Below are 12,223 nucleotides of genomic sequence, written 5' to 3' on the forward strand. Positions count from 1 at the left end.
AATTGTGAAGATGACAATGGCAATTAGTCAGCCGCCTTGATGGAAGCGACGATTTCGTTAACCAGGTCTGGGTCATCCTTTAAGCCCGTGGTTTCAACGACCACGTCCTTGACTGGTTCGTCTTTCAGCATCTGCATCAGTTTTTGACTTTCAGCGTCTTTTGGCTCGTCAAAGTGATAGATCTTGCCGACCGTTTCCAGCAAGGCACTGTAGTCAAGGCCCCGTTCCTTCAGTTCCCGGATTGGACGAATGAAGCGTTCATTATAGCCGAGCTTGCGGATTGGGGTCCGGCCCACGCGGGCGATGTCATCTGAAATATATGGGTTTTTGAAGCGGTTGATGACTTGAGCGTGGTAGTCTTCTAGTTCTGCTTTGGTGAAGTCCCACTTGGCCAAAAGCAGCGATCTGGTTTCAGCCAAGACCCGGGTCACTTGGTCAACTACCCGGTCGTCCTTAACGGCTTCGCCAATGGTGCTGTAGCCCAAAGTCTTGCCGGTGTAAGCCACAGTGGCATGACCGGTGTTAACGGAGAAGAGCTTTCTTTCAATGTATGGCTCCAGGTCTGGTGCGTAGTGGACGCCCTTTAAGCGGATGTCCTTGTTCTTCATTTGGCTTTCATCGATAACCCATTCCTTAAAGTCTTCGACGGAAACAAACAGTGGATCGTCATGGTGCTGAATCGGCACGATCCGGTCAACGGCGGCGTTGGGGAAGCCAACGTACTTGTCAACGTCAGCCTTGACGCTGTCATCCAAGTGCTTGTAGACTTCTTCTTTCAAAAACTGAGAGCCCCCAATCATGTTCTCACAAGCCACAACATCTAATGGCTGGTGATTTTCCTTAATCCGCGCACTCAAGCCTTCCGCAATCAGCGGAGCGATAATCTTCAATACCTTAGGGCCGATAGCGGTCGTGATCATGTCGGTCGTCTTAATGGCTTCAACAACCTTTTCTGGGTGCTTGGCATTGTTAATGCCGGTTACGCCAGAAACGTGGATCTTTTTTTGACCAGGAGCGGCTAATTGGATGTCATATTCGCCCCGTTCAACCAAGGCGTCAATGATCGTTTCGTTCACATCGACAAAGTCGATGCCAAAGCCGTTAGCGGCTAAGGTTTCCCCAATAAAGCCACGTCCAATATTACCTGCGCCAAAGTGTACTGCTCTCATTGTTAATTTTCTCCTACCTTGTCTAACAAATTGATAATCTCTTCAGGCGTTTGCGCGTCTGCCAGCTTGGCCACGTTGGATACGTCGCTGCAAAACAGCGCGATCTGTGACAAAAGCTGCAAGTGTTCATTGCCCAGTCCCGCGATGCCAAAGACCACGGTAACCAGCTGTTCTTCATCGGTATCTGGGTCGCTGAAGTCCACCCCCATCGGGATCTGGACCACAGAGATGCCAGTCTTTTTAATGTATTTCTTCCCTTCATCGGTGCCGTGAGGAATAGCGATGAAGTTGCCCATGTAGGTGGACACGTCTTCATTGCGGGCCAGCATGGCGTCGATGTATTCCGGTTCAGCGCAGCCATTATCGACTAAAAGCTGGCCGGCCATCCGGATGGCTTCTTCTCTAGTCGCTACATCCTGATTCAGCTTGATCATTTCTTTATGTAGTTTCATGGTTGCCTTCCTTACTTCAGTTTTTCGATTAATCCCTTAAGTTCATCCGTCTTGAGCAAGTCGTTCACCGTTGCCACTTGAATTTGGTCGTAGCGAACGGCCAGGTTCTTAGCGGCAGCTGGGGTAGCGATGACCAGGTGACTTGGATCATTGGTCAATTCGTTGATCCGCACGGCCTTGACCGGCGTCTTCTTGCCAGCTTGCTTCATGGCATCCTTGAACATGGAGGAGGCCATGGTGACCGTCCCGCGATGCTGGTCGTGGCGGATAAAGTCCACTTCCTTGACAGCGGCGTAGTCAAAGTCAAACTGCTTTTGCTTTTCTGCCTTGTTTGCTTGCTTTTGCTTTTCTTCTTTAATTTCTGCTTCTGGAGCAGCTTGACTAGCGGCCTTCAAGCGGGCGATGACTTGGTCATATTTTGGCGTGCTCAAGAAGTTGCCAACGGCCACGTGCAGGGCGCTTGGCGTCTTTTCCTTGGCCCGTTCAGCCAATTCTTCTTGGGTGATAACCAGCAAGCCTGGTTCATCCTTCAAGTTCCGAACCGCCGTGTTGGTTACTGGCAAGTTCAAGCCTGCCTTCTTCACCTTGTCTCTTAAGAGGGACGCACCCATTGCGGATGACCCCATGCCGGCGTCACAGGCAAAGATGATTCTTTGAACGTCCTTGTAGCTAGCAACGGTCGTTTCAGCTGATGAGCTGTCTTCTTCTGCGGCTGCTTGGCCCTTAGAAGCAGCCTTCATTTGGCTCATTTGCCCTTGGGCTGCGGCCAAGTCACCGCCATCTTCGCTCTTGTCCATCTTGTAGATCAAAGCCGCCACGATAAAGGAAACGGCTGCTGAGCCAAAGACCCCGACGATGTTGCCGAAGTAGGCACTCTTAGCAGAAACCAGCAAGATGGCAATGATGGAACCAGGACTGGCTGCGGCCGTCAAACCGCCGCCCAAGATGCTGAACAAGAAGGTCCCGGTAACGCCGCCGGCCATCGCGGCCAAAAGCAGCATTGGCTTCATCAAAACGTATGGGAAGTAGATTTCGTGAACACCACCGAAGAAGTGAACGATGATGGCACCTGGAGCGGAGCTCTTAGCTGAGCCCTTGCCAAAAATGGAGCAGGCCAGCAGGATCCCTAAACCAGGACCTGGGTTGGATTCCATCAAGAACAGAACTGATTTGCCGACCTTGGCAGCTTGCTGGATCCCCAGTGGTACCAAAACCCCGTTACCAATGGCGTTGTTCAAGAACAAGACCTTGGCTGGTTCGATGACCAGGTTGGCCAGTGGCAAAAGGTGGCGAGTGATGATCCAGTCAACCCCGTGGCCGATCCAGATGGTGGAAATAACCAAAAGTGGCCCAACCAAGAAGTAGCTGATCGCGACGAAGATCATCCCCATGATCCCTTGGGAGAAGTTGTTGTAGATCATTTCAAAGCCGGCCTTGACCTTGCCTTGGAATTTTTCATCAAACTTCTTTAAGCACCAAGCACTGAGCGGCCCCATGATCATGGCCCCCAAGAACATTGGGATGCCAGTGGACTTGTTAGCCGCATATGGGTAAAGACTTGGGTAAACGATCCCTTGGGCAACAGGACTCGCCCATGGGAAGCCTAAAACGATGGTCCCGACAACGGAGATGGCACCAACCACCCCGCCTCTTTCTTCGTAAACATTCTTACCGCCCGTGTAGGCAATCAAGATTGGAATCATGAAATACAGCATGGAGCTGGTAAAACTGTTCACGTACTTGTTTGGGAACCAGCCGTTAGGCGACATGAAGATCGCGGTCATGAAGCCCCAGGCAATGATCGCGCCGATGTTCGGCATGATCATGCCCGATAGGAAGGTCCCAAACTTTTGGATTTTGGCCTTGACTGAGCTCTTGCTCTGCGTTTCGGACATTAACTTTTTCCTCCTCAAATACTAAAACCTTATTCTCTCTTTACTTACTTTTACCTTACACATTTATGGTATTACTCGCTGTTTCCGCTTTCAATGCAAAGAAAATAGAAGTCTGGCACCGTTTCCAGTGCCAGACTTCTATTTGTGACATCTATTTAGTTTTATAATCAATGTTAAAAATAACCGTTTTCCTAGTCCACCAGCTGGTCCAGCTGGCCCAGGTATTGGCGGGCAATGGCGTTAGCAATTTCTTCCTTGTCGCCCGTCGAAAAGAGCTTGAGCAGGTCGTCGCTAACCACCAACATGCTGGAGATCATCCCCAAGACGTCCCCTTCTGCCGCCGTCAAGTTTTCCGGTGCTAAAAAGAGCATCTGCCTTTTAACGGCAATCTCGGTTTGATCCATCGCCTTCATTTTTAATGGCTTTTTGAGGTCGTAAAAGGCAAAAAAGGTCTTGTTAACGGCGCTGGTCTTCGTGTGCAGGAGCGCCAGTTGGCTGCCGGGCAGGCCCAAGGGAGCCAGCTTGATCCGGGCCTGCAATTTGGCGATGACTTCTCTCCGATCCTTTAGATAATCCTCCGGTACCAGGGAAATCACCGCGGTTAGCATGTCCTCTGTGCTCGTCACTGGATAGTCGACTTCCTTGATGGTCAGGTCATCCAGCAATTTTTGACAAAAAGTGGCCGACTTGGCCAAGGCTGCCAGCTTGCTCTGGGGCTTGCTAATCTTTTGCTTAAAGGCCTTATTGGGCGTTTGCTTTTTATATTTGGCCAGATAACTGGCGACGTCCTTTTTCACCTGGGCCAGCTCACTGCCTAACAGGAGCGGCGACACCAAATGGTAGTCCCGGGGGAAGCCCGGCAGATTCAAGGTGGAAAAAATAATGTCATAATCGCTCAAGTTCAGCTGACTAATTTCCGACGCCCGGGCCGTCTTCACGCTGCGGATCTCCGATACTTCTTTTTTCAGCCGGCTGGCCAAGATGGCGGAGGTCCCCAGGCCATTGTCGCAGATGACCAAAACCGACAAATTGTCTTGCGGCGTATAGTTGCCATATTCATTGGCAAAATACAGAAGGATCAGCTGCAGCTCAGCCCGGTTGATCTCGTCTTGGAAGTCCTCGGTCCAGGCCTTTTGAATGGCCTGGTAAAGGTTAGGAAAGGTGGCGGTCAAGTTGTCCAGGGTTTCGATCTTGGCGTTTGGCAGGCGCTCAGAGCTGTGCTCGACCAGCCCCCGAATGTGGTTTTGCAATCGGCGAATAAACAAGGGACTTTTGCCAAAATCAAAGTGGACCTGGTCCGACACGTCCTGAATAAACTGGCTGACCCTTAAGGTGATCACGACTTCTTCGTCGCCGCCCGCAAAGTCCTGCCTTTGGTAGTCGCACTTTTCCACCTGCAGGGCCAAAAAGCGTGCCTCTTCTAGGGGCGGCGTAATTTCAATTTCCCGGCTCAAGCGGGAAAAAACGTTGAACACGTAGGACTGGTACTTTAACTGCGGACTGTCCTGTTTTTTGCTGACGTGCTTGCCCGCCCTTAAGCGAATAATGCTGAGGGTGAAGAGCAGGATCAGCTCGATTTCCTGGTAGTCGGTTTCCAGGCTGAACTCGGACAGCTTCTCCTTTTTCAAGGCTTCCCAGCAAGTCAAGAGCAGCTTTTTGGGCAAAAGGTCGATGAAAAAGTTGCCCGACTTTTCCTTACTGGGGTCGGTCAGGTAGTCAAAGAAGAGATAATCGTTGATCTCGCTTAACAAGATGCTGCTGAGGACTTTCCGCCGCTGGTCTTCGCAGGTTTCTACCGACACGCCCAGCCCCTTGGTTCTTAAAAGCTTGATCCCGTACGTGGCCAAGGAAGCAGCCACTGAATCCAAATCCGCCTGGGCCGTGGCTTCCGACACGCCCAATCGGCCTGCCAAAGACAGAATCTTGACTGGCTCATCTTCTAAGAGCAGCAAGACCGCCAAGGCGTTAGCCCGGTCTTCAGCCTTCATCTCCTCTTGCCCCTGGCTGCCGGCCAGCTTTTCTTTTAGGCCCGCTAGCCCTTCGGGGCTCCCTACTAGGCTCAGCCGGCCCTTTTTATTGCTGATGGTCAGGTCTAGTTTTGATAATTCCGGCCGCAAGAGCCCCAGCTCCCGGTACAGGGTGCGCCTTGAAGCATCCAGCCTTTTTTCTAGCTCAGCCAGGCTGATCCCGTCGCCATTTTCCACCAGGCCCTGCAGGATCCGCTTTTGCCGTTCTGTGATAATCATTTTTACCCTACTCTCTTTTTTCTCTGTAACCAGTCACATTGTAGCAAAAATAACAAACTTTGCCAAAAAGCTCTATTCAGCAAACTGCAAAAAAATAAGCAGAACGCGCTTGCGTTCTGCTTATTAGTCAATTTATGGCTTTTTTATTCAACCGTCACGCTCTTAGCCAGGTTTCTTGGCTTGTCCACGTCCAAGCCCTTGTTCTTGGATGCGTAGTAAGCCAAAAGCTGAGTTGGCACTACTGACAAGAGGGCTGACAGGTAGTAGTCGATTTCTGGCAAGACGATGTTGTCACCTTCCTTGGCAAATTGCTTGCCCACGATGGTGACCACGTTAGCCCCGCGAGAAGCAACTTCTTGGATGTTGCCCCGGGTCAGGTCAGCGGTTACTGGGTCGTTGATCAAGGCAATGACTGGAGTACCGTCTTCGATCAGGGAAATGGTACCGTGCTTAAGTTCAGCAGCCGCGAAGCCTTCGGTTTGGATGTAGGAAACTTCCTTTAACTTCAAGGCCCCTTCCAAGGCAACGGCGTGGTCGATGCCGCGGCCGATGTAGAAGGCGTTTCTTGAAGGTACCAGGTACTTCTTAGCCAGCTTTTCGATTTCTTCCTTGCCGTCAACGATTTCTTGGATGCCTTCGGCAGCCAGGCTCAGGCCTTGCTTCAGGTTCCAGTTCTTGGCATCTTCATCGCCCAGCTTTTCCCCAACAGCCTTGGCCAAAATAGCTTGCAGAGCCACTTGAGCGGTGTAGGCCTTGGTGGAGGCAACGGCAATTTCTGGACCAGCGTTCAAGAGCATGGTGTAGCTGGCTTCTCTTGACAGGGTTGACCCTTCCACGTTGGTCATGGTCAAGCTTGGGATGTTCCGCTTGTTGGCTTCAGTCAAAACGACGCGAGAGTCAGCAGTTTCACCAGACTGGGTCAAGAAGATGAAGAATGGGTGCTTGGACATCATTGGGAAGTGGTAGCCCGCTTCAGAAGCGTAGCCAACTTCGGTTGGGATGCCGGTGAATTTTTCAAAAATTTCCTTACCAACCAGCCCAGCGTGGTAGCTGGTACCCGCAGCGAAGATGTAAATCCGGTCAGCGGCAGAAACAGCGTCCACGATGGCTGGGTCAACGACTGGTTCGCCGTTTTCGTCCAGGTAGTCGGTTGACAAACGGCGCATCACTGCAGGTTGTTCGTCGATTTCCTTCAACATGTAGAATTCGTAAGTACCCTTGGAAGCAGCGTTCGGGTCGATGTCCAAAACGTGGCTTTCTCTTTCAACCTTGTTGCCATCGTAGTCTTGGATTTCGATTGAGTCCTTAGTTACGTCAGCGCAGTCGCCGTCGTTTAAGGCGATAAAGGTCTTGGTTTGGTCCAAAACAGAAATCGCGTCTGAAGCGATGATGTTGAAGCCATCGCCCAGGCCCAGCATCATTGGGGACTTGTTCTTGGCAATGTAGATGTGGTCTGGCTTGGTATTGTCAACCAGCAAGAAGGCGTATGAACCCTTAACCAGCTTCAAAGCCTTCTTGAAGGCGGAAAAGCCGTCCAAGTTTTCGTCCTTAGCGATCTTGGCTACCAATTGAACGACAACTTCCGTGTCAGTTTCTGACTTGAAGTTTACCCCTTCCAGGTACTTTTCCTTCAAGTCTAAGTAGTTTTCGATCACGCCGTTGTGAACCAGGTAAAAGCGACCATCTTCTGAGTAGTGTGGGTGGGCGTTTTCAACAGTTGGGTGGCCGTGGGTAGCCCAGCGGGTGTGGCCAATGCCGACTACGCCTTGTTCGTCAGGAGTCAGCTTTTCTTCCAAGTTGCTGATCCGGCCAACGGCCTTAGTCAAGTATTCGTGACCCTTTAAGTCGTTTAAGTAGATACCGGCTGAGTCATAGCCCCGGTATTCCAGATTTTTCAAACCATTTAATACAACGTCTCTAGCTGGCTTGCCAACTACACCGACAATTCCGCACATAAAAAGTTCTCCTTTGGTCTAGTTCAATTTAAGTGATTGAACCAATTTGTTTTTCGCGCTTGCAATAGGAATAATAGACGTTTTTTTCTCAGAGGTCAAGTCTAAAACTCAAATTGGTATAAATTTAGACCAAATAATGGAAAATTTAACTTTTTCTTTGGAAATCCTATCAAAAAAGCCCCCAGTTAAGAGGGATTCTTAACTAAAGGGCTGAAAAACTAGTCATTTTCCTGGTCTTCTTCCAGGTCGCTTGGCAGGCGAACCGGAATTGGCCGGTGCTCGATAGGGGTTGAAAAGGCAATTTCGGTCTTGGTCCGGCCGAATTTCTGCAGCTCATTGACCAAGTGGTCTAATTCTTCTGGACGCCGGTAAGCGGCCTGGATCAGCATGGAGTAGTCCCCCGTCACGCAGTCGCATTGGATGACGTTCGGGATCTTCTCGATGAAGGGGTAAAACTCACTCTTATCCTCTGGCTTGACTTCCAAGTTGATAAAAGCCTTCACTACGTAGCCCATAGCCGAGTAGTCAATGTCTGAATAGTAGTGCCGAATGAGGTCATGGGCTTCCATGCGGCGAATGCGGTTAGCCACGGCTGGAGACGACATGAAGTTGGCCTCGGCAATTTCCTTGACGGAAACCCGGGCGTTGTCCTCCAGCATCTGCAGGATTTTACGGTCTGTCTTATCAATCTTATATTCAGCCATATCTTCTACCACCTATCAAAGCAAATCTCGTGAGGTTCTTTTATTAATAGAATGTATTATATTTCTTAAAATAATTAAGTTCAAGTCTTTTACATCAAAGATTTTTGACTTTTTTTGTAACTTTTTTAAGGTCTACCCTAAGCAAAAAAGCTGACGATCAGGGCCAAGATCGGCAAGCCGCCCTGCATCAGGATGATCTTCGGGTTAGAAGTCAAGGCGCCGTAAGCGGCAACCAGGATCATCATCCCCAAGACGGTTTGCAAAACGGCCTTGCCAAAAACGGTAATGGCCAAAAGAACCAAGACGCCCAGGAGGCCGTTATAAACGCCCTGGTTCTTAAAGAGGACGTTCACGTTCTTTTGACTCAATTCCTCTTGGCTCATCTGGAAAACTTGTGCCGTCTTCTTGGACGTGGTCGCGATCGTTTCCAAGTACATAATGTAGAAAAATTCTAGCGCAACTAACACCGTTAAAATTTGCAACAAGATCTTCATTTTCTTTTCCTCCCTCAAGTTCCTAATTATATTTTACTTAAATTAATATTAAATTACAAACTTTAGTTTTGCGGATCGAGATCGGCAATCTTCTGGGCGGGAATCCCCGCCGCCACGCAGTTGGCCGGCAGGTCGCTAGCTACAACCGCCCCGGCTTCAACGATCACATTGTCGCCAATGGTCACCCCGGGTAAAACGGTCACCCGCGCCCCCAGCGCCACATCGCTGCCGATCCTGACCGGCAGTGCCCGGGCCAAGCGCTCTCTTCGTTCTTTTTTGGACCGGGGCAACTGGATGGTCGTCATCAGGCAGCCAGGGCCAACCTGCACGTAATCGCCAATGGTGACGGCGGCGCTGTCGATAATGGTCAGATTTTTCTGCGCGAAAAAATGGTGACCAATCTGGATGTTGGGACCGTGCTGGCAACTAAAGCCAGGTTCCACCGCGGCGTAGTCGCCCAAGGCCCCCAGGTGCATCTTGAGGCGGAGCAGCTGCGCCGGCCGGTCAAGGTTATTGCCCTCGGCGTATTCGTCGGTCCACCTGATCCCCGCTTCTTGGTCGTACAGGACCTCAGGGGCGGTCAGGTGGTAGGCCTGCCCACTTTTCATCTTATCTAATTCGTTCATCGTATCTCCTAAAAAATCAAGCTATTTAAAATTATAGATGAAAGTGAGAAGTAAGTGAAGTTTTGGCTCGGCTAACGAGATTTCGGGGCATTGATCATAAAAACTCGTCGCGGCTACGTCTTCAGGGGGCATAAACCTACCAAAAATTGCCATGGCTACGTCTTCAGGGGGCATAAACCTACCAAAAATTGTCATGGCTACGTCTTCAGGGGGCACGACCTACACCAAATTCGTCTTGGCTACGTCTTCAGGGGGCACGACCTACACCAAAAATCGCCATGGCTACGTCTTCAGGGGGCTCCGATCCCAACATCAAAAAAACGTCCCGCCAAAGCAGGACGTTTTCTTAAAGGAAAATCACAATTTTCGAAATATAGGCTTGCGCGTTGGTTGACTCAGCAACCTTTCTTACCCGCATGTAGCCTTGCCGGCCCTTGAACTCAAATTCCGCATCGGCCTCTTCACCGCGCTTAGCTGCCTTCAGCAGCTGGTTGAGCAGCGCATAGTTGGTCCCAGCTGACCGGTTCAAGCGGTCATCCAGCTCGATGGTTTCCTTGATCCCCAGCAGCTTAGCCCATTCTTCGGCCGTGTGGTTGGCGCAGATCGTCTTATACTTGCCATCTTCTTCCAAAAAGACCGTAATCGCCGGCAGTTCTGACAACTGGTCGTTCAGCCGATCTCTAAAGGAAAAATCTGGGTTAACGATGTTGACCCGGCCCACTTCCCGGTAAAAGTTGTGCTCCTCCGCAGTTTCCACCAACAGGCCACGATCACGCATCTTGGCAGCAACTTCAGCTCTTGGCAAAGGCTTGGAGAAGTAGTACCCCTGCGTCAAAACGCAGCCAATGGAGTGGAGGAAGTCGTATTCTTTTTCCGTTTCCACCCCTTCGGCCAAGGTTTCAATATTCAGCCGCTTGGCCATGTCGATGATGTCAGTCAAAATGATTGGCGTCCGTTCGTTAGCGTTGCGGAGGAAGGCCATATCGATCTTGAGCAGGTCGAAGTCAAAAGTCTGCAAGCTATTCAAACTAGACATCCCGCTGCCGAAGTCATCCAGCCAGACCAGGTAGCCGTCTTCGTGGAAGCGGCTGATGTGGTCCTTAATCACGGCTTCGCTGTTGTTGATCAAAGCTGATTCGGTGATTTCGATCCGGACCTGATCCCGGCCCACCCCGTACTTGGCCAAAATCGCGTTGATCTGCTCGTGCAAATCATCCAGCTCCAGGTCATAGCGGGACAGGTTGACGGAAACGACTGGCGCTAGCTCACCCTTTTTTCTAGCATCTTCAAAGTCGCGGCAAACCAGTTCCAGGATGTGCAGGTCCAGCTTGTGGATCAAGTGCCCGCGCTCTAAGACGTCAATAAATTGGAAGGGATTCAAAAAGCCGTATTGTGGGTCCACCCAGCGGGCCAAGGCTTCGTAGGTGCTGATCTTGCTACTAAAAGTATCCACGATCGGCTGGTAGTAAACCTTGATCCAGCCCTTAGCAATCGCTTCATCGATGTGGCTGATCAAGTAGTTGGACAAGACCATGTCCGCTTCCATTTGGTCAGCATAGCGAGTGTAGTAGGTGCGGTAGTTGCCCTGGGTGGTGTTAGCAGTCATCCGGGCCCGGTCCATCATGGTCTCCGGTGACTCATCGCTTGCAGAAATCGGGTAAATCCCGGCTCTGATCGACACGGAATACTTTTCCATCACGTCGTGCACCGTCTGGATCACGTCGTCTACCCGCTCATCTTCAATCACGGCGTAGAAGCGGTCAGAGGTTGGCCGGACGATCCAGTAAGTCCCCACTTCTCTTCTTAAAACTGCCGCCATCTTCTGGAGCAACTTGTCGCCTTCTTGGTAGCCGTGCTCTTTGTTAAAAAACTTAAAGTTGCTGATGTCAAAGTAAACTACATCGTTTTGAACGTCTGACTTAGTCCCCTTGATCAGGGCCACTTCATCCAGCAGGTGCTTGTTAAAAGCAACCTCACTGCTTAAGCCAGTAAGCGTATCTGTACTATTGCCTCTTTTTTCCACAAAAATGGAGTGGCGAAGCAGAGATGCCATGTAGCTGGAGGCCAGCTGCATCAAGGGGATGCAAAGGTCCAGCTGCTCAACTGAAGGGTTGTCAGCGCCGAGAAAGCCGACCTGGTTGCCTTCAAAGTAAAAAGGTGACACAACCAGCTGATTGATCCCCTGCCGCTTTAAGACTTGGTACATGATGGGGTCGGCTTCTTTATAGTCTTCCATGTCCCGGATGAAGTAGCCGGAGTTATTGGCAAAAGCCCCGCCCCATTGGGCTTCATAGGCCTCAGCCGGCATGTCTTGCAGAGTTTCCTTTTCCGGCGTTACGCCCTCATTACACCATTCATAGGTGTTGTCATAGTGGCCATGGGCATTTTTTTGAAAAATATAAGTGCGGTCAGCATTAAGGGCCAGTCCCATTTCCTTTAAAAAGGTCATGATTGATTCATTAGGGTTGCCAGTTTTGATGGCACTATCCATACAGCGATTGAGCATACCGACGTAGCCAAGCAGCTTTAATGCCATTGGCTGATCAAAATCACTGAAGTTGAAATCTCTTTTAAACGAACCGTACTTTTTCAAACTGGACCTCACACGTGAAATTTAAGTTTACTGACACAAGAAGTGTTAGCACAAGAAGTGTTAGCACAAGAAGTGTTAGCACAAGAAGT

At 50.3% G+C, this 12,223-nt stretch carries 9 protein-coding genes; all 9 read right to left on the reverse strand.

What is annotated here, in order from left to right; translation table 11 throughout:
• Nucleotides 1-23: 23 nt before the first annotated feature.
• The gene (locus tag ACI4WN_RS05180) at nucleotides 24-1,169 is read right to left on the reverse strand and encodes a mannitol-1-phosphate 5-dehydrogenase (protein WP_439777264.1); all 1,146 of its coding nucleotides are present in this window, start codon (nucleotides 1,167-1,169) and stop codon (nucleotides 24-26) included.
• Between the two features lie 2 nt (nucleotides 1,170-1,171).
• Nucleotides 1,172-1,621: a PTS sugar transporter subunit IIA gene (locus ACI4WN_RS05185; RefSeq protein ID WP_008461978.1), complete on the reverse strand. Its 450-nt coding sequence runs from the start codon at nucleotides 1,619-1,621 to the stop codon at nucleotides 1,172-1,174.
• An 11-nt stretch (nucleotides 1,622-1,632) separates the two neighbouring features.
• Nucleotides 1,633-3,516, reverse strand: coding sequence for a PTS transporter subunit EIIC (locus tag ACI4WN_RS05190; protein WP_439777265.1), 1,884 nt, complete (start codon nucleotides 3,514-3,516; stop codon nucleotides 1,633-1,635).
• Between the two features lie 191 nt (nucleotides 3,517-3,707).
• A complete protein-coding gene (locus tag ACI4WN_RS05195) occupies nucleotides 3,708-5,762 on the reverse strand; it encodes a BglG family transcription antiterminator (RefSeq protein WP_439777266.1) in 2,055 nt (684 codons plus the stop codon).
• A 143-nt stretch (nucleotides 5,763-5,905) separates the two neighbouring features.
• A complete protein-coding gene (gene glmS / locus ACI4WN_RS05200) occupies nucleotides 5,906-7,717 on the reverse strand; it encodes a glutamine--fructose-6-phosphate transaminase (isomerizing) (protein WP_439777267.1) in 1,812 nt (603 codons plus the stop codon).
• Nucleotides 7,718-7,935: 218 nt separating this feature from the next.
• Nucleotides 7,936-8,421: an Lrp/AsnC family transcriptional regulator gene (locus tag ACI4WN_RS05205; protein WP_439777268.1), complete on the reverse strand. Its 486-nt coding sequence runs from the start codon at nucleotides 8,419-8,421 to the stop codon at nucleotides 7,936-7,938.
• A gap of 137 nt (nucleotides 8,422-8,558) precedes the next feature.
• Nucleotides 8,559-8,915 (reverse strand): DUF1304 domain-containing protein, encoded by a 357-nt coding sequence (locus ACI4WN_RS05210; protein WP_439777269.1) that lies wholly within the window; start codon nucleotides 8,913-8,915, stop codon nucleotides 8,559-8,561.
• 62 nt (nucleotides 8,916-8,977) lie between these two features.
• The gene (locus ACI4WN_RS05215) at nucleotides 8,978-9,541 is read right to left on the reverse strand and encodes a DapH/DapD/GlmU-related protein (RefSeq protein WP_439777270.1); all 564 of its coding nucleotides are present in this window, start codon (nucleotides 9,539-9,541) and stop codon (nucleotides 8,978-8,980) included.
• A 346-nt stretch (nucleotides 9,542-9,887) separates the two neighbouring features.
• The gene (locus ACI4WN_RS05220; RefSeq protein WP_439777271.1) at nucleotides 9,888-12,134 is read right to left on the reverse strand and encodes an EAL domain-containing protein; all 2,247 of its coding nucleotides are present in this window, start codon (nucleotides 12,132-12,134) and stop codon (nucleotides 9,888-9,890) included.
• Nucleotides 12,135-12,223 lie beyond the last annotated feature (89 nt).

Origin of the sequence: Lactobacillus sp. (assembly GCF_051893255.1) — a bacterium.
Lineage (GTDB): Bacteria > Bacillota > Bacilli > Lactobacillales > Lactobacillaceae > Lactobacillus.

What these genes read in the sequence shown, in the direction of transcription:
- ACI4WN_RS05190 (WP_439777265.1), bottom strand. Translation starts at nt 3,516, where the DNA reads ATGTCCGAAACGCAGAGCAAGAGCTCAGTCAAGGCCAAAATCCAAAAG.
- ACI4WN_RS05180 (WP_439777264.1), bottom strand. Translation starts at nt 1,169, where the DNA reads ATGAGAGCAGTACACTTTGGCGCAGGTAATATTGGACGTGGCTTTATT.
- ACI4WN_RS05185 (WP_008461978.1), bottom strand. Translation starts at nt 1,621, where the DNA reads ATGAAACTACATAAAGAAATGATCAAGCTGAATCAGGATGTAGCGACT.
- ACI4WN_RS05205 (WP_439777268.1), bottom strand. Translation starts at nt 8,421, where the DNA reads ATGGCTGAATATAAGATTGATAAGACAGACCGTAAAATCCTGCAGATG.
- glmS (WP_439777267.1), bottom strand. Translation starts at nt 7,717, where the DNA reads ATGTGCGGAATTGTCGGTGTAGTTGGCAAGCCAGCTAGAGACGTTGTA.
- ACI4WN_RS05215 (WP_439777270.1), bottom strand. Translation starts at nt 9,541, where the DNA reads ATGAACGAATTAGATAAGATGAAAAGTGGGCAGGCCTACCACCTGACC.
- ACI4WN_RS05195 (WP_439777266.1), bottom strand. Translation starts at nt 5,762, where the DNA reads ATGATTATCACAGAACGGCAAAAGCGGATCCTGCAGGGCCTGGTGGAA.
- ACI4WN_RS05210 (WP_439777269.1), bottom strand. Translation starts at nt 8,915, where the DNA reads ATGAAGATCTTGTTGCAAATTTTAACGGTGTTAGTTGCGCTAGAATTT.